Source organism: Flavobacterium suzhouense (genome assembly GCF_042684765.1).
Lineage (GTDB): Bacteria > Bacteroidota > Bacteroidia > Flavobacteriales > Flavobacteriaceae > Flavobacterium > Flavobacterium suzhouense.
The window spans coordinates 102420-120529 of the sequence record NZ_JBHUMD010000001.1; the positions used below are offsets into that span (position 1 = coordinate 102420).

At 39.0% G+C, this 18110-nt stretch carries 17 protein-coding genes; 12 read left to right on the top strand and 5 right to left on the bottom strand.

All coding sequences use genetic code 11. The annotated features are described in order from the left end of the window. Positions 1 to 111: 111 nt before the first annotated feature. On the top strand, positions 112 to 2115 hold the full coding sequence (gene dnaG, locus ACFSR3_RS00485) for a DNA primase (RefSeq protein ID WP_379819221.1): 2004 nt from the start codon (positions 112 to 114) through the stop codon (positions 2113 to 2115). A gap of 121 nt (positions 2116 to 2236) precedes the next feature. Here dnaG and ACFSR3_RS00490 read toward each other — a convergent pair whose 3' ends face one another. Continuing rightward, the gene (locus tag ACFSR3_RS00490) at positions 2237 to 2866 is read right to left on the bottom strand and encodes a LuxR C-terminal-related transcriptional regulator (RefSeq protein WP_114758570.1); all 630 of its coding nucleotides are present in this window, start codon (positions 2864 to 2866) and stop codon (positions 2237 to 2239) included. 75 nt (positions 2867 to 2941) lie between these two features. Next, positions 2942 to 3748, bottom strand: a complete 807-nt coding sequence (gene nadE / locus ACFSR3_RS00495) for an NAD(+) synthase (RefSeq protein WP_379819222.1) — start codon at positions 3746 to 3748, stop codon at positions 2942 to 2944. A gap of 87 nt (positions 3749 to 3835) precedes the next feature. Between nadE and gldB the strand changes: the two genes are divergently transcribed. After that, the gene (gldB, locus tag ACFSR3_RS00500) at positions 3836 to 4798 is read left to right on the top strand and encodes a gliding motility lipoprotein GldB (RefSeq protein WP_379819223.1); all 963 of its coding nucleotides are present in this window, start codon (positions 3836 to 3838) and stop codon (positions 4796 to 4798) included. Beyond that, positions 4798 to 5139 (top strand): gliding motility protein GldC, encoded by a 342-nt coding sequence (gene gldC / locus ACFSR3_RS00505; RefSeq protein ID WP_199509093.1) that lies wholly within the window; start codon positions 4798 to 4800, stop codon positions 5137 to 5139. Before gldB ends, gldC begins: the two co-directional genes overlap by 1 nt. A 189-nt stretch (positions 5140 to 5328) precedes the next feature. Here the strand turns inward: gldC and ACFSR3_RS00510 are convergent, their stop codons facing one another. From ACFSR3_RS00510 to ACFSR3_RS00520, 3 genes are all read right to left on the bottom strand, one after another. Further along, a complete protein-coding gene (locus ACFSR3_RS00510) occupies positions 5329 to 5793 on the bottom strand; it encodes a hypothetical protein (protein ID WP_379819224.1) in 465 nt (154 codons plus the stop codon). A 13-nt stretch (positions 5794 to 5806) separates the two neighbouring features. Beyond that, positions 5807 to 6427: a ribosome biogenesis GTP-binding protein YihA/YsxC gene (gene yihA, locus ACFSR3_RS00515; protein WP_114758566.1), complete on the bottom strand. Its 621-nt coding sequence runs from the start codon at positions 6425 to 6427 to the stop codon at positions 5807 to 5809. A 145-nt stretch (positions 6428 to 6572) separates the two neighbouring features. Beyond that, positions 6573 to 7358, bottom strand: coding sequence for an alpha/beta fold hydrolase (locus ACFSR3_RS00520; RefSeq protein WP_379819225.1), 786 nt, complete (start codon positions 7356 to 7358; stop codon positions 6573 to 6575). Between the two features lie 406 nt (positions 7359 to 7764). Between ACFSR3_RS00520 and mraZ the strand changes: the two genes are divergently transcribed. The 9 genes from mraZ to murG all read left to right on the top strand — a co-directional run bounded on the left by mraZ (position 7765) and on the right by murG (position 18097). After that, entirely contained in the window at positions 7765 to 8238 is a 474-nt protein-coding gene (mraZ, locus tag ACFSR3_RS00525) for a division/cell wall cluster transcriptional repressor MraZ (protein ID WP_114758564.1), read from the top strand. Further along, a complete protein-coding gene (gene rsmH / locus ACFSR3_RS00530; RefSeq protein WP_379819226.1) occupies positions 8213 to 9121 on the top strand; it encodes a 16S rRNA (cytosine(1402)-N(4))-methyltransferase RsmH in 909 nt (302 codons plus the stop codon). Before mraZ ends, rsmH begins: the two co-directional genes overlap by 26 nt. Positions 9122 to 9125: 4 nt before the next feature. After that, positions 9126 to 9473, top strand: coding sequence for an FtsL-like putative cell division protein (locus ACFSR3_RS00535; protein ID WP_114758652.1), 348 nt, complete (start codon positions 9126 to 9128; stop codon positions 9471 to 9473). Next, a complete protein-coding gene (locus ACFSR3_RS00540; RefSeq protein ID WP_379819227.1) occupies positions 9464 to 11470 on the top strand; it encodes a penicillin-binding protein in 2007 nt (668 codons plus the stop codon). Before ACFSR3_RS00535 ends, ACFSR3_RS00540 begins: the two co-directional genes overlap by 10 nt. Further along, positions 11467 to 12930 (top strand): UDP-N-acetylmuramoyl-L-alanyl-D-glutamate--2,6-diaminopimelate ligase, encoded by a 1464-nt coding sequence (locus ACFSR3_RS00545; protein ID WP_379819228.1) that lies wholly within the window; start codon positions 11467 to 11469, stop codon positions 12928 to 12930. Before ACFSR3_RS00540 ends, ACFSR3_RS00545 begins: the two co-directional genes overlap by 4 nt. 7 nt (positions 12931 to 12937) lie before the next feature. Then, the gene (gene mraY / locus ACFSR3_RS00550) at positions 12938 to 14167 is read left to right on the top strand and encodes a phospho-N-acetylmuramoyl-pentapeptide-transferase (protein WP_114758561.1); all 1230 of its coding nucleotides are present in this window, start codon (positions 12938 to 12940) and stop codon (positions 14165 to 14167) included. Between the two features lie 3 nt (positions 14168 to 14170). Continuing rightward, positions 14171 to 15502 carry a UDP-N-acetylmuramoyl-L-alanine--D-glutamate ligase gene (murD, locus tag ACFSR3_RS00555; RefSeq protein ID WP_379819229.1) on the top strand — a complete coding sequence of 444 codons (1332 nt, stop codon included), beginning with the start codon at positions 14171 to 14173 and terminating at the stop codon, positions 15500 to 15502. Positions 15503 to 15562: 60 nt separating this feature from the next. Continuing rightward, on the top strand, positions 15563 to 16897 hold the full coding sequence (locus ACFSR3_RS00560; RefSeq protein ID WP_379819230.1) for an FtsW/RodA/SpoVE family cell cycle protein: 1335 nt from the start codon (positions 15563 to 15565) through the stop codon (positions 16895 to 16897). Between the two features lie 108 nt (positions 16898 to 17005). After that, positions 17006 to 18097, top strand: a complete 1092-nt coding sequence (murG, locus tag ACFSR3_RS00565; RefSeq protein WP_379819232.1) for an undecaprenyldiphospho-muramoylpentapeptide beta-N-acetylglucosaminyltransferase — start codon at positions 17006 to 17008, stop codon at positions 18095 to 18097. Positions 18098 to 18110: the final 13 nt, after the last annotated feature.

Consider the following 18110-nt stretch of genomic DNA (forward strand, 5'->3'; position numbering starts at 1 on the left):
ATCATTAGATGTAGTGTATTTCTTTTTTTTTGGTAATGAAAAGCAGGCTGAGTAAGAGCCTGCTTTTTTATTTTGTAACTTTGGCACTCATATAATTTTTCCTGTTACATTTTGATATCCAAAGCCAGTATAGATACCGTTTTTGAGACCGCCCGCGTTGAGGAGGTTATTGGTGATTTTGTTAATTTAAAAAGGGCTGGTTCTAACCTTAAAGGTTTGAGCCCGTTTAGTAACGAAAAGTCGCCTTCGTTTATGGTATCGCCGGTAAAGCAGATATGGAAAGATTTTAGTTCGGGAAAAGGAGGTAATGCCGTGGCTTTCTTAATGGAGCATGAGCATTTTACCTATCCGGAGGCTATTCGATACCTGGCAAAAAAATACAATATAGAACTCGAAGAAACCGAGCAGACGGAACAGGATAAAGAACAGGCAAATGAGAAGGAGAGTATGTATCTTGTCTCGGAGTTTGCTCAAAAATATTTTCAAAATACCCTTTTAAATACCGACGAAGGACAGGCTATTGGCTACTCTTATTTTAAGGAGCGTGGTTTTACAGGTGATACCATAAAGAAATTCGGATTAGGTTATTCTCCAGAAGAATGGGATGCCTTTACGAAAGAAGCACTTGGTAAAGCTTACAAGCTTGAATATCTTGATAAGACAGGTTTTACCATTGTGCGTGAAGATGGCAGACATATTGACCGTTTTCGCGGTAGGGTTATGTTTCCTATTCAAAGTATGTCGGGGCGAGTGCTTGGTTTTGGAGGCAGGATATTAGGTAATGATAAAAAGGCTGCCAAATACCTCAATTCACCTGAAAGCGACATTTATCATAAGAGTAAAGTGCTTTATGGTATTTACCATGCTAAGCAGGCTATCGCCAAACTCGATAACTGTTACCTTGTAGAGGGGTATACTGATGTAATACAATTCCATCAGGCAGGTATAGAAAATACAGTAGCGTCATCGGGTACTGCACTTACACCTGATCAGATAAGGCTGATCAACAGGCTTACGAAAAACATAACGGTTCTTTTTGATGGTGATGCCGCAGGATTAAGGGCGTCAATCAGGGGTATAGACCTTATTCTTGAGGAAGGAATGAACGTAAAGGTGTGTGCCTTTCCTGATGGCGAAGATCCTGACAGTTTTGCCAAGAAAACGCCACATGATGAGCTGGTTGCTTATCTGAATGATAATGCTAAAGACTTTATACAGTTTAAAGCAGGGCTTCTTATGGACGAAGCGAAGAACGATCCTGTAAAGAAGGCCGGACTGATAAGGGATATGGTTACAAGTATTTCTAAGATACCTGATCGTATACAACGTGAAATATATATACAGGAATGCGCACGCATCATGGATATATCAGAACAGGTACTTTCCAGTACGCTTGCCCAGCTGGTACAAAAAGATGTTGCTGATGCCGGGAAAAAGATGAAGGAAGAGCAGCGCGAGAACGCAATGAGGCCTGTGTATGATGACGAAATGATGCCGCCGGACGAACAATATAGGAATGAGGAAGTGAATTCGTTAGATGGTATAGAAAAAGCAATTGTTGATGCGCTTTTAAAATATGGGCACGTTGAGGATGAATTTGAGGATAGTTACATAAAATTTGATGAGTTTGGAGTTGAAAAGCTTGTCAAGGAAAAGAAAATGTGCAGGGTATATGAGAGGATATACATGAATATTCTTGAAGACGAAATCGAGTTTTCAAATACGCTCTTTAAAGGATTGTATGATGAATTGATTTATAAATCCTATGCGCTGACGGAAAAGCGGGCTTTTTCAATAAATGATGTTTCTCAGGACTTGCAGGGATTTGCGACCGAGCTATATATGGAAGATGAGAAATATCTTTTAAGTGGTTGGGAAGAAAAGCAAAGTATACCCGTAAGATTAAAGGTTGATACTATAGTTGAGCATGTAGATCAGCTAATTCTGGATTTAAGATGGAGATTGATGGATAAATACATCGCAAGTCTTATATCGCAAGTTTTGCCTGATGCTGATAATGATGAAATAATGCTACAGATTAGGGACAATCAGGTTTTTATTAATAAGGTATCTGAAAAATTAGGACGAATAAGAGTAAGGAAATTAAACGTATAAAATAAAAACGCCCCGGTAGTAAGCGGGGCGTTTTATTTGGTTGGTGGGTATTGGCAAAACAATACCGTACTAATACTTTATAGTAAGTGTAATGTTGTTTTCCGAGGATAGTTTTTTGTGATTAAACAATGTCTAACGTTTTAGCTTTGTTAACAAGGTCTACAAGGTTTGTAACATGTAGTTTTGTTAGCAGTCGCAGTTTATACGTACTGATTGTTTTCTCATTTAGGTCAAGCAGTTTTGCGATCTCCTTGTTTTTTTTGCCTTCACTAAGGTAACGTAATACCTCAATTTCCCTTGAAGACAATTTCCTGTACAAACGCTCGGATTTTTTTCCTTTGTTCAACAGGGCAAGGTTTTTCTTAACAGCTTCGCTGAATACTACTTCACCTTCGTTAACTTTTTTGATCGCATTCTCAAGCTCTTCCATTTTCGCACTCTTATGTACATAAGCAGAAACCCCTGCTTTTAGTGCATTTGGTGCATAAATCTGTTCAGCAAGATTAGTGAAGATAATCACCTTAGTGTCAGGAAAATCCTTAACAAGGGACTTTACTGAACTAATGCTGGTCAATCCTTCCAGTTCCAGGTCAATCACAGCAACATCTACTGATTTTTTTCCCAGGGTATCCAAAAGGTTATCCAGGTTGTTTACCACACCTGCAAAGCTAATTTGCGGATTATCGCTGAAATACGATTTCATGCCGTAGTGCACTACGGGGTGATTGTCCGCGAGGCATAGTTTGATCATAATTGTTAGATTTTTGGGTTTAGACTATAGTAAATTTAATAATTTAATTCTTAAAGAATTGTGAATGAAAGAATTTTATTTCAATTTTTGAGGAATTTTACATACTGGTATAGGTTTCATCTTGTGTTGGTTAATGGTATTCAGTCGTTTGTAAATTTCAAAAACCTCTTTTTCCCTTCCGGTAAAATCGTTGTGGTTTTTTCCATTTTCCAACTGTTCCATAGCCCATTCAAGCTCGTCATAACTGGCGCCAAGCTGATCTTCGTCGCTTCGGTCGTCGCCAAAAAGCCCGTCTGTTGGTTTGGCGTTTATAATAGTTTGGGTTACATTCAGGTATTTGGCAAGTTCCCTTACTTCAGACTTTAAAAGATCGGCTATCGGGCTGATGTCTACGCCGCCGTCTCCATACTTTGTAAAGAATCCAACGCCAAAGTCTTCTACTTTATTACCTGTTCCTGCAACTAATGCACTATGTAGGCCTGCGTAATAATATAATGTTGTCATTCTAAGCCTTGCTCTCGTATTAGCGAGAGTCAGGTCTAGTATATACGGATTTTCGCTTGTAGGGGTTTGCTCCTTAAAAATTTCGAATACAGGAGTGAGGTCTGCTCTTGCAGAAGATACATTGTCAAATCGTTCCTTCAGATTCTTTATATGCTCCTGAGCACGGCTTACATGACTTGCTGCCTGATGAATTGGCATCTCTACGCAAAGTGTAGGTAATCCTGTTTGTGCACAAAGTGTTGAGGTAAGTGCCGAATCAATTCCACCCGATATGCCCACAACAAAACCTTTTACTCCTGCGTTTTCTGCATAGTGGTGTAACCATTTTACAATATGGTTGTTTATAGCTTCCGCCTGGAAAGAGGACTTGATGGGCATAATTTTCTTTATTAAATGACTGCGTTGTATATTTGCGGATAAAATTATAAAAACCTTAATAAGAAATTACTAATAAAAATACAAAAAATGAAGAAATATATCTTTGTCATTGCGCTTATGGCTGTTTTAGCGGGTTGTAAGAAGGAAAGTGAAGCAGAGAAAAAGATTGCCGAAATACCTGTTCCTGCTGTAAAGATTGAGCGTTTTGATAAGGAATTCTTTGATGCGGGACCACAGGGGCTGGTAACTTTAAAACAAAAATTTCCATATCTTTTTCCTGAAGGGAATGATGATGCTGTGTGGCTTAATAAGATGAAAGATCCTTTTATGCTAAAGCTTAAGGCAGAGGCTGATAAAAAATTCAGCAATATTAACCATCTTGAAGATGAGGTGGGTGCATTTCTTCAGCATGTAAAGTATTATTACCCGCAACTGCCTACACCTAAAGTTGTAACACTTATTAGTGATGATACCGATATCAAAGCTGTGTATACGCCTGAAGTTATTCTTATTCCGCTTAGCCTGTATTTAGGCAAAGATAATTACCTGTATGAAGGGCTGAATAAATATGAAATTCAGCAGTATACTCCAGAACAGATTATGCCTGATATTGCTTCTTCATTTATGTATGGTAAAGTAGCACCTCCACGTGACAGACAATTGTTGTCTTTGATGATATACTGGGGCAAGGAGTTATATGCTAAAGACCTGCTTATTCCTGACACTCCTGAAAATGACAGGATAGGTTACACTAAAGAGCAATTGGCATGGGCTGAAGCAAATGAAACTGAAATATGGCGCTATTTTGTGGATAAAAAGCTGTTGTATGATTCTGACCCGAAACTTCCGGCTCGTTTCATTAATCCTGCGCCATTCTCAAAATTCTATCTTGAACTTGATAATGAGTCTCCGGGAAGAATAGGGCAGTGGATAGGCTGGCAGATTGTTAAAGCTTATGCAGAGAATAATAAAAATGTACCTTTGCAGGACCTTTTGGCTATGGATGCCAAAACAATTTTTGATAATTCTAAATACAAACCTAAAAAGTAATGTCTAAGAACCCTATAAAATCTGAAATAAAAGTAATTGTTGAACTAGATGAGAACCGTGTTCCTGAAAAACTGTTCTGGACTGCACGCGATGGCGGTGTTGAGAAAGAAGAGTCTAAGGCGGTAATGTTATCAGTTTGGGACAGCAAAGCTCAGGAAAGCATGCGAATCGACCTTTGGACAAAAGATATGCCTGTTGATGAAATGAAAGTGTTTTACCATCAGACACTGGTATCAATGGCTGATACTTTTGAGCGTGCTACAGGTGACAAAAAAATGAGCGATACCATGAAAGATTTTTGTGATTACTTTGCTGAAAAGCTTGAGATCGGAAAGAAATAATTTTCGATAGATACAATAAAAAAGCGGCTTTTAAAGCCGCTTTTTTATTGTATGGAAACAATCGTTGCAAAAATCAAAAATGCAACGGTCATTATTGTGTAAAAAAAGAGTTCCCGGGTCTTCTCGCTCCAGTTTTTCATCGGTTAAAAAATTAATTAGGTTGGTGTTGGTAAATATAATGTTTTTAGTTTATTGCTTCATCTTATCGTGCGAGTACTGAAGGAAAATATTGTAATTGGCTTTCAGCAGATCTGTTTTAATAGCCTGATTGTATAGGTTGTCATCCAGTCCTTCCAATGATTTCAGGTCGATAAACTCAAACTTATAATGTGATAGCCTTTCAATTTCATTTCGACTCTCGGTAATCAATTGTTTTTTATCAGCAGGTTTTGTCTTGTCAATATCTGTAACGGTACGATCTACAATAGCTTTAATTTTGCGGATGCTGTCATAACTCTGAAATAACCCTGTCTGGGGGTTTTCAGCTATATATCCGCTGATGAATTGCTCGTAATCGTTAAGATTGGTTTGGTAAAAGTATTCCGCTTCTTTATACTGTTCAAGCAACAGCTTGTTAACGTTGCTGTTGGAGGTTTCCTTTTGGCAGGATATAAATAAGCTAGCGGCCAGTAGGATTATAAATGTGGATTTCACGGTTACAAATGTTTTAAAGGAACCCCTGGTTGTCAAAAATACCCTGATTAACTTCTTCAATATAATTAAGTACGGTGTCGCGGCCTGTTCCTTCTGAAGAGGAAGTGACAAAGTATTGCGGCATTTCTTCCCAGTTGTTTGCCAAAAGAGCTTTGCGGTAAGCTGCAACATGCTGATCGATCTTTCCGCGGCTTATCTTATCGGCCTTAGTAAAGATAATGCAGAACGGAACTTCTATGGTTCCAAGATAGTTGATGAATTCAATATCTATTTTCTGAGCTTCATGGCGTACATCTACCAATACGAAAGCGCATACTAACTGTTCGCGTTTTTCAAAATATTCAGTTATAAAAGATTGGAATGTTTGCTTAGTAGATTTTGATACGCGCGCATAACCATATCCCGGCAAATCGACGAGGAACCAGTTGTCGTTGATCTTAAAATGGTTGATAAGCTGAGTCTTTCCGGGTCTTCCTGATGTTTTGGCAAGACTGTTTCGGCCTGTAAGCATGTTTATCAGTGAAGATTTGCCAACGTTACTCCTGCCGATAAAAGCATATTCCGGCAGTGGTTCTTTTGGACATTTGCTTACATCTGAATTGCTGATAACGAACTCGGCAGTATTAATTTTCATATTGTGGTATTTTACCGCAAAGTTAGTGTAAATATTTTAAGCCATGAATCGTTATAATGGGGTGAGCTTAATATTACAACAATTTACCACCCGATAAAAAAAAGCCCCGAATTATAATTCAGGGCTTTGCTATAAGTGTAAACTTCTATTCTTCTGTAAGCAGGTGGTGTGCAGTATCCAGCTTTTTAAGCCATTCGTGCATGAGGCGGTTAAATTCGTCCGGATGTTCCATCATGGCAGCGTGTCCGCATTTGTCAATCCAGTAAAGTGCTGAGTTTGGAAGCAGCTCGTGAAACTCTTCGGCAACATGAGGAGGGGTAACATTATCGTTTCTTCCCCAAATGATACAGGTAGGAACATGCATTTTTGGTAAGTCCTTAGCCATGTTATGACGAATTGCGCTTTTTGCAATCGTAAGCGTCTTGATAAGCTTCAGGCGGTCATTGGCTACTGCATAAACTTCATCAACAATTTCTTTAGTGGCAACAGATGGGTCATAAAATACATCCTGAGCCTTGTGTTTGATGTAGTCGTAATCGCCTCTTCTTGGATAGCTGTCGCCCATTGCACTTTCATAAAGACCTGAACTTCCTGTGATGATGAGTCCAAGCATTTTTTCGGGGTACATTTTAGTGTGATAAAGCGCTATATGTCCTCCCAATGAGTTGCCAAGAAGGATTACCCTGTCAAATCCTTTGAAGGTGATGAAGTCTTTTACCCATCGGGCAAAGGCTTTTACATTAGTTTTTAAGATGCTTTGTGTATAGATGGGTAATTCCGGAATAACTACTTTGTAACCTTCCGTAGGGAAATATTTCGCTACACCGTCAAAATTACTAAGTCCACCCATAAGTCCGTGAAGGATGATTATAGGGGTGCCTTCTCCGGCTTCATAGTAAGTGTACTTCCCTTCTTTTTTTGTGTTCTGCATGTTTGATTCTAAACAAATTCAATTGTCGCAAATATATAATATTCTCTTTTAAAATGAATTTTACTACATGATATTTGGGTTATTTTTTAACCTTTGAGCGCTTTTTTAGCTTTTTTTGAGAAGTAAAATTGTAAATAACTGAGGTTCAGTTTTCGGGGTTATTAACAATTTTTATGACATTTTAGTTTTCACCAATATGAATGTTAAGTTGTCTTAAAAAAATAGAAAAATCGCATCATTTTTTTTCGAGTGCCTGAAATTCTTCAAAAATAGCTTTTCGGGCTTTGTAGGAGTTTTATTTCGGGTGGTAGAAAAAGGATAAAACTTATCAACAAAGTGGTAGGAAGTGGTATAAAGTGGTAAAATATAGCTATATTTGCTTTGTAATCTCTATAATTCTAACTGCTTGAATACCATTATCGGAACATACGAATGTAAGGTGGATTCGAAGGGAAGGCTGATGTTGCCTGCTCCTTTGAAGAAGCAATTGCATGCCGGATTGGAAGATGGATTCGTGCTGAAACGCTCGGTTTTCCAGCCTTGTCTGGAATTGTACCCGATGGCGGAGTGGAATAAGATGATGCAAAAAATCAATAAGCTGAATCGTTTTGTGAAAAAGAATAATGACTTTATCAGGAGGTTTACTGCTGGGGTAAAAGTTATTGAGATTGATGCAACGGGCAGGCTGCTTATACCAAAAGATCTTTTCGTGTTTGCTGAAATGGATAAAGATGTAGTGCTTTCTTCTGCAGTGAATATTGTTGAGATATGGGATAAAGATAAATACGAGAAATCTATTGATGACTCGGTTGTTGATTTTGCAGATCTGGCAGAAGAAGTTATGGGTAATTTAAATGATGACGAAGATGGAATATCATAATCCGGTTTTGCTGAAAGAAACGGTTGATGGCCTTAATATAAAGCCGGACGGAATATATGTGGATGTAACTTTTGGTGGTGGGGGTCATTCGAGAGAGATAATGAGAAGGCTGGGGCCTAATGGGAGGCTTTTTGCTTTTGATCAGGATGAGGATGCTCAGGCTAATGTTATAGATGACGAACGCTTTGTGCTTATTCCGGAGAATTTCAGGTTTATTAAAAGGTTTTTGAGGTTTCATGGGGTGAAGGCTGTGGATGGGATATTGGCTGATCTGGGTGTTTCTTCACATCAGTTTGATGTTCCTGAACGTGGTTTCTCGACTCGTTTTGAGGCTGAGCTTGATATGAGAATGAGTAAAAAGAATGAACTGAATGCCTTTGTTGTGGTGAATGAATATGATGAGGCTGATATAAAAAGGGTTCTTGTTGATTATGGCGAGCTGAAGAATGGAGGCGCGATGGCGCACGTGATAGTTGAAGCGAGAAGAAATGAGCCGATAAAGAACTCAGAACAGCTTAAAAAAGTGCTTTCAAGATTTTTACCGGGGCATAAAAGCAATAAGATACTGGCGCAGATTTATCAGGCGATACGTATTGAGGTGAATCAGGAAATGGATGTGCTTAAGGAGTTTTTAGAGCAGTCTCTTGAAATTCTTAAAGTGGGTGGAAGGTTGAGTGTTATATCGTATCATTCACTTGAAGATAGGTTGGTAAAGCGCTTTATGAGAAACGGAATGTTTGAAGGTGAGCCGGAGCGTGATATGTTTGGGAATTTTGAGGTTCCTTTTAAAAGTATTGAAAAGCTTATAATTCCTACTGACGAGGAAATTGCAATAAATAACAGGGCGCGTAGTGCAAAACTGCGTGTGGCAGAGAAAAAATAAGAATATGAAGGGCGGAGTGCTAAATCTTTTAAAGGCTAAATATCTTATAGACGAAGGGTCTATGAAGAACTGGCGCTTTATAGTGTTTCTGGTACTTGTATGTATGCTTATGATTGCTAACACCCATAATTATGAGCAAAAGAACTATCGTATAAAAGAACTTGAAACGGAAGTGAAAGAGCTGCGCTCGGAGTTTGTGGATGTTCGCTCGGAACTGATGGAGTTAAAGATGGAGTCTACGGTTTCAAAGAAAATGGAGGAGCGGAATATATTTCCGGCATCAGTGCCTCCAAAAAAAATAAAGGTAATTAAGGAAGAAGAAAAAGGATTTTTTGAAAGTTTATGGCAATAGATAACGATAAAAAAATGTCGTACAGGATGTACCTGGTAGCCTTCGCAATTTTTGTGATGGCTATACTTATTTCTATAAAGCTTGTAAATATACAGTGGGTTGAAGGTGATTATTACCGTAAGTTGGCAAAGGATCGTACGGTGAAAAACTTTACCATTCCGGCAAACAGGGGCAATGTATACTCTTCCGACGGTAGTCTTCTGGCGACTTCAATTCCGAATTATACTATGCGTTTTGACGCTTTGGCACCAAGTGCTGAGAATTTTAATAAAAATCTGGAGCCTCTTGCAGATTCGTTATCAGTTATGTTTGGTAAGCCTTCTGAGGAGTATTACAGTGAACTGAAAAGAGCCAGGGCTAAAAAGAACAGGTATTTTTTGGTTGCCCGTAATTTGAGCTATACCCAGTATATGCGCCTTAAAAGTTTTCCGCTGTTTAATCTTGGGGCATTTAAAGGAGGGATAATAACTGAGCAAAAGACTATACGTGAGCATCCTATAGGTAAAATTGCTGAACGTACCATTGGATATGAAAGAATTGACCATAAAGGAGAAAATCTTGAAGTAGGTATAGAAGGTGCTTTTGCTAAATACCTTAACGGTAAAGATGGCAGGCAGCTGATGCAGAAGATTGCAAAAAACCAGTGGAAGCCTATAAGCGATAACAATGAGGTAGAGCCTATAGATGGCTATGATATTGTTTCAACCATTGATGTTTATATTCAGGATATAGCGCATCATGCATTGCTGAAACAACTTGAGTATTATGAGGCCGATCATGGTTGTGTGGTTGTAATGGAAACCAAAACAGGTTATGTTAAGGCTATATCTAACCTTGGACGCCATGAAAATGGTTCATATTATGAAACAATAAATTATGCAGTAGGAGAGTCACAGGAACCAGGGTCTACATTTAAGCTGGCAGGACTTATTTCCCTGCTTGAAGATAAAAAAGTAGATACAAGTAAGGTGTATGATAGCCATGGGGGAGAGATAATCTATTCTAACCGTAAAGTGCGTGACTCTAAAAAAGGGGGGTATGGAAAAATATCGCTGGCAAGAGGGTTTGAGTTGTCGTCAAATACAGTGATAGTGCAGGCTGTGTATGAGAATTATAAAGATAATCCGCAGGAATTTGTAGATCACCTTAATGCTTTTGGTTTAAATAGAAAGCTGGGAGTTTCTTTAAAAGGGGAGGGTAAGCCCAAAATACCACAACCACAGGATAAAAACTGGTCTAAACTGTCGTTGCCCTGGATGGGTTTTGGTTATGGTGTGTCGATGACCCCTTTGCAAACACTGGCACTTTATAATGCGGTAGCAAACAATGGAGAATTAGTTAGACCTCTGTTTGTTCAGGAAATAAAAGAGTGGGACAGAACTATAAAGAAATTTGATAAGGAGGTTATCAATCCTAAAATATGCTCGCAGGAAACCATAAATAAGGTTAAGGCTGTTATGGAAAATGTGGTAAAAAAGGGTACGGGTTCGAAACTGTATTCGCCCAATTTCTCAATGGCTGGCAAAACCGGTACAGCTCAGGTTAACTACGGGGGAGGTAAGGGAGAAGGTATGTATTATTCGTCATCTTTTGCGGGGTATTTTCCTGCTGACAATCCTCAGTACTCATGTATTGTAGTTATTCATAGGCCGAGTGTTAATAAAGGCTACTATGGTGCCGATGTATCGGGTCCGGTATTCAAAAGGATTGCGCAAAAGATATTTACAGATGTACCTTCTACCAATAAGGTAAAGAAGCTGGATAAAACGATAAAACAACAAGAGCAATTATATGCTTCTTATTATGATAAAGAGGCAAAAGTAAAAGATAATGTTATACCTAATATAGTTGGTATGAGTGGAATGGATGCAGTAGCACTATTGGGTAACATGGGGTTAAAAGTGCAGGTAATAGGGGTTGGAAAAGTGAAAAAACAATCACTGAAACCTGGTGAAGTAGTGTTTAAGAATCAAACTATAATACTGGAATTATCGTGATGGTGTTAAGAGACATATTATATAAAGCATCTATTGAGGCGGTAAAAGGTCCTACAGATATTGCTGTTAATAAGATAGAGTTTGATTCACGACTTGTGAAAGAAGGTGACGTATTTGTTGCAATCAGAGGAACCATTAGTGATGGTCATGCTTTTATCGATAAGGCAATCAGTCTTGGTGCTGTAGCTGTTGTTTGTGAAACCATGCCTGAAACTACTGTTGATGGAATTACCTATATCGAAGCTAAAAGTGCAAGTGCTGCTTTGGCTCACATGGCTGCTAATTTTTACGGTAATCCTTCGCATAATGTAAAGCTTGTGGGTATTACCGGGACTAATGGTAAGACAACTATTGCTTCATTGCTTTATCAGTTGTTTAGGAATGCAGGTTATAAGACCGGTCTTCTTAGTACTGTGAAGATAATGGTAGATGATAAAGAATATAAGGCTACACATACCACTCCGGATTCGCTTACCATAAACAGGTATCTAAAAGAGATGGAAGAGGTAGGTTGTGAGTATTGCTTTATGGAGGTAAGTTCTCATGGTATCCATCAAAACAGAACAGCAGGTCTTGAGTTTGCAGGAGGGGTATTTACCAACCTTTCGCATGATCACCTTGATTATCACAGTTCGTTCGCAGAATATAGGGATGTTAAGAAAAGGTTCTTTGATGAGCTGCCAAAAGGTTCTTTCGGTCTTGTAAATGTTGACGATAAGAACGGGCTTGTAATGCTTCAGAATACAAAAGCTAAAAAGCTTACTTACGCTTTAAAAACATATGCTGATTATAAGGCACAGATATTAGAAAACCAGCTTTCGGGCTTATTGCTCAAGATTAATGAACAGGAAGTATGGGTTAAGCTGATTGGGACATTCAATGCCTATAACCTGCTTGCAATTTATGCTGTGGCTGTAAATCTTGGTCTTGAAGAGAGAGAAGTGCTAAGGCTTATGAGTGAGTTGGAAAGTGTATCAGGAAGGTTTCAATTTATAGTGAGCGATACAAAAATTACGGCAATTGTAGATTATGCACACACACCTGATGCACTTGAAAATGTATTGAGCACGATTGAAAATATACGTACTCGCAACGAGCAACTAATTACTGTGGTAGGTTGCGGAGGAGACAGGGACACAACAAAACGTCCGGTTATGGCTCACATTGCCTCAAGCATGAGTGATAAAGCCATATTTACTTCAGATAATCCAAGGAGTGAGTCTCCTGAAGAAATTATTGAGGAAATGGAAAAAGGCGTTGAGCCTCAAAATTATAAAAAGACACTTTCGATAGTTGACAGGAAACAGGCTATAAAAGTTGCCTGCCAGCTGGCAAAGCCGAATGATATTATACTCATTGCGGGAAAAGGACATGAAACGTATCAGGAAATAAAAGGGGAGCGATTCCATTTTGATGATATGGAAACAGTAAAAGAGATTTTAGCACAATTAAACAAATAGCGGAGATATGTTGTATTATTTATTTGAATATTTAGACAAACAGTTAGATATACCTGGCACGGGAGTGTTTCAGTATATAACTTTCCGTTCGGGGCTGGCAATCATTTTGTCGCTTCTTATTTCTACTGTTTTTGGTAAAAAGATCATCAACTTCCTGAGAAAACAGCAGGTAGGCGAAACCGTTCGTGAACTTGGCCTTGAAGGGCAGTCGCAAAAAGCGGGTACGCCTACAATGGGTGGGCTTATCATTATTATCTCAACGCTTATTCCGGTAATACTTTTGGCGAAGCTGGATAATATATATGTTATGCTGCTTATCATCACGACACTGTGGATGGGTACCATCGGTTTTATTGACGACTATATTAAAATTTTCAAAAAAGATAAAGAAGGTTTAAAAGGTAAGTTTAAAGTTGTGGGCCAGGTTGGATTAGGTCTTATTGTAGGCTATATACTTTATTTCCATCCTTCGGTAACGGTAAGGACTGATACCGGTAAGGTAAATATCTACAATCAGGAAAACGTAAATGTAATCACTCAGGCCGGTCTTGAAGAAAAATCTACAGCTACTACCATTCCGTTCTTTAAAAATAATGAGTTTGATTATGCCGAGCTGCTTTCGTGGGCTGGGGATGATTATAAAGATTATGCCTGGTTGATATTTATTCCGATAGTGATATTTATCATTACAGCAGTTTCAAATGGTGCTAACCTTACCGACGGTATAGATGGTCTCGCGGCAGGTACTTCGGCAATTGCCGTATTGGCACTCGGTATTTTTGCCTTTGTTTCGGGTAATATAATCTTCTCAAACTACCTGAACATTATGTATATCCCTAACTCTGGTGAAATGACAGTCTATATTACTGCATTTGTTGGAGCACTCATCGGTTTCCTTTGGTATAATACCTATCCGGCAACAGTATTTATGGGAGATACAGGAAGTTTAACGATAGGTGGTATCATTGCTGTTTTGGCAATTGCGGTTAGAAAAGAGCTTTTGATACCGGTTCTATGCGGAATTTTCCTTGCAGAGAACCTTTCGGTAGTATTGCAGGTGAGTTACTTTAAATATACCAAGAAAAAATATGGTGAGGGCAGAAGGATATTCTTAATGTCGCCATTGCATCACCACTACCAGAAAAAGGGCTACCATGAAAGTAAGATTGTAACACGTTTCTGGATTGTAGCCATACTGTTAGCAATATTCTCACTTGTATCCTTAAAACTGAGATAATCTATGAGACTAGTTGTACTTGGCGGAGGGGAAAGCGGTGTAGGAACTGCTATTCTGGGAAAGAAAAAGGGATATGATGTTTTTATCTCTGATTTCGGAAAAATAAAAAACAATTACAAAGAAGTTCTTGCACTTAATAAACTCGACTGGGAAGAAGAGAAGCATACAGAGGAGCTGATCCTGAATGCTGATGTGGTAATGAAAAGTCCGGGTATTCCTGATAAGTCGCCCATAGTAAAGGCAATTAAGAAAAAAGGAATTCCGGTAATATCAGAAATTGAATTTGCTAACCAGTTTCTTGAAGTTGATACTATAGGTATAACAGGGAGCAACGGTAAGACCACAACTACGATGCTAACGCATCACCTCCTAAAACAGGGAGGGCTTAATGTGGGACTGGCCGGAAATATAGGTAAAAGCTTTGCCTGGCAGGTTGCCGAAAACAAGCATGAAGGGTATGTGTTGGAATTGAGCAGCTTTCAGCTGGATGGGGTAGAGAAATACAGGCCGCACATAGCAGTGATAACTAATATAAGTCCTGATCATCTTGATCGCTACGAATACAAGTATGAATTGTATATAGCTGCCAAATTCAGGATAACGATGAATCAGACGGAGAATGATTTTCTGATATATGATGCAGACGATGCAGCGATTTCAGAATGGATGGAGAACAATACGATTAAAGCACAGAAGATTCCGTTCTCGCTTACGAAGGAAGTAGAAAACGGGGTTTATTTAAAAGACGACACTATTATCAGTAACATTAATAAAGACGAATTTACCATGTCAATAAACGATCTGTCATTAGAAGGAAAGCACAATGTAAAGAATGCCATGGCAGCAACTGCAGTTGCACAGCTTATGCGCATAAGAAAAGAAACCATAAGAGAGAGTCTTTCTAATTTTCAGGGAGTGGAACACCGTCTTGAGCCAGTGCTTAAAATTCAGAATGTGCAATACATCAATGACAGTAAAGCGACTAATATCAACTCAACATTTTATGCTTTGGACAGCATGAAAACACCAACAGTCTGGATTGTAGGAGGTGTTGATAAAGGTAATGATTATAGTGAACTGATGCCGTTGGTAAGAGAAAAGGTAAAAGCAATAGTGTGTCTTGGTGTTGATAACAGAAAAATTATTGATGCTTTTGAGAATGTTGTTGATGTGATGGTGGAAACTACCAGCATGCAGGAAGCGGTAAAAGTGGCGCAAAAACTTGCCGAAAAAGGTGATACTGTATTATTGTCTCCGGCTTGTGCAAGTTTTGATTTATTTGAAAATTACGAAGAACGCGGTAAACAATTTAAAAACGCGGTACAGAATTTATAATTGATTAACTGATGTGGGCTTCCGTCATCGGATTGCGAGCATCGGACTAAAGATGAAACAATGAAAGAACTAATTACTAACCTGAAAGGAGATAAAGGCATTTGGTCATTCGTGATGCTGCTTGCCTTAATTTCATTCATGCCGGTTTTCAGTGCAAGTACAAACCTTGTATATGTTATCGGTAAAGGGTCTACCATTGGTTACCTGGTTAAGCATTTAGTGCATATTTTTATTGGTTTCGGACTGATCTATTTTGTTCATAAAGTGCCTTACCATTATTACAAAGGCATTTCGCAGATAGCATTGCCCATAGTAGCTTTGCTGTTGGTATATACGTTCTTTCAGGGTACTGTTATTGATGGCGCTAATGCCAGTCGTTGGATAAAGGTTCCTTTTATAGGGGTTACGTTCCAGACATCGGCACTGGCTTTTATCATACTGATGATTTATGTAGCACGTTACCTCGCCAAAATGGAGGGTAAGGAAATAAACTTTAAGGCTTCATTTTTTGAATTATGGTTGCCGGTATTTGGTATACTGGCTCTGATTCTTCCGGCTAACTTTTCAACAGCAGCACTTATTTTCTCGATGGTGTCAATGCTCGTGTTTGTGGGAAGGTATCCGCTCAGGTATCTTGGGACAATTATAGCTGCAGGGATTGTGATGCTATTGCTGTTTGTGGCTTTTGCAAAAGCATTTCCTAAGGCAATGCCAAACAGGGTAGATACATGGATGAATCGATTAGAGCGTTTTACATCTAATGAGCCTAATGAGGATGATTATCAGATCGAGAAAGCAAAGATTGCTATTGCATCGGGACAAATTTATGGTCTTGGTCCGGGTAAGAGTGTTCAGAAAAACTTCCTGCCGCAGTCTTCTTCCGATTTCATCTTTGCCATTATTGTTGAAGAATATGGTATAGCGGGCGGACTTGCGGTATTGTTTTTATACCTGATGCTGTTCTTCAGGTTTTTGGTTACGGCACATAAAGCAAAATCGTTGTTTGGAAAACTACTCATTGTAGGGCTCGGGTTTCCGATAATTTTCCAGGCACTAATCAATATGGGAGTTGCGGTAGAATTACTTCCGGTAACGGGGCAAACCCTGCCGCTGATTAGTAGTGGTGGTTCTTCTATCTGGATGACATGTATCTCTATAGGGATCATTATAAGCGTTACCAAAAAAGAAGAAGAGATTGCTCAGGAAGCTGCGGAGAAAGAAGAACGTGAAGCCGCACTTCAGAGAATGATAGATGAGCATATAATAAGGGAGCAACAGGAGGAAGAAGCAAAAGCTTTGGCAGATGCCGAAGGGAACAGCCAGTCTTCGCAGCCTGCCGCCTTTTCGATTGAAGATAAGAGCAGGAACCCAATGAGTGCTGTGTTCGGGAAATAGATTGTTAGATTTTTGGATTGTCCGATCTCGGATGTCTGAAGTTAGGATATAAAATAAGGTAACTCACTCCCCTCTCCTTTGGAGAGGGGTTGGGGGTGAGGAAAAGAAATGGAAAAGAAAAAATTCATATTAAGCGGTGGTGGTACTGGCGGGCATATTTACCCGGCCATTGCTATTGCTAATGAATTGAAAGAGCAATATCCGGATTGTGAGATACTTTTTGTTGGGGCTAAGGATAAGATGGAGATGCAAAAAGTGCCACAGGCAGGTTATAATATTGTAGGCTTATGGATTGCAGGTATTCAGCGAAAGCTGACTGTTGATAATGCGATGTTTCCGTTTAAGCTGATGAGTAGCCTTATGAAATCACGTACAATCATTAAAGGTTTTAAGCCGGATGTGGTAATAGGTACGGGTGGTTTTGCCAGCGGTCCGTTATTAAGGGCGGCTGCAGGTATGGGGGTGCCAACAGTTATACAGGAACAGAATTCATTTCCGGGGATAACCAACAAATGGTTGTCTAAAAAAGCAAAAACAATATGTGTTGCTTATGATAATCTGGAAAGGTTTTTTCCTGCTGAAAAAATTGTTTTTACAGGAAATCCGGTACGTAGTGATATACTGAATGTTGAGAAGAACAGAGAGGAAGCTGTAAAATACTTCAATCTGAATACTGAGAAGAAAACACTGCTTGTTTTGGGTGGTAGTCTTGGTTCACGAAGAATCAACCAGCTTATTGCTAAAGAGCTTACATGGTTGGCAGCTCAAAATGTACAGGTAATATGGCAGTGTGGGAAATTCTATTTTGAAGAATACAAGCACTACAATGAGAATGAAAATGTGCAGGTGCTTTCGTTTATAGATAGAATGGATCTGGTATACGCGGCAGCAGACGTTGTTATATCACGTTCGGGCGCATCATCGGTTTCTGAACTTTGCCTTGTGGGTAAGCCGGTTATTTTTATACCGTCGCCTAATGTTGCAGAAGACCATCAGACAAAAAATGCGCAGGCTATAGTAGATAAAGAAGGGGCTTTGTTACTGAAAGAAGCACAGTTGGATACTCAGTTTCAGCCGGTCTTCTCTGATTTAATCGCTAATGAAGAGAGGCAACAAAAGCTGGGGGAAAATATAAAGAAGCTTGCAAAAGCAAATGCAACAAAGGATATAGTTAAAGAGATAGTGAAACTAATTAAATAGTTTCAAAATAACA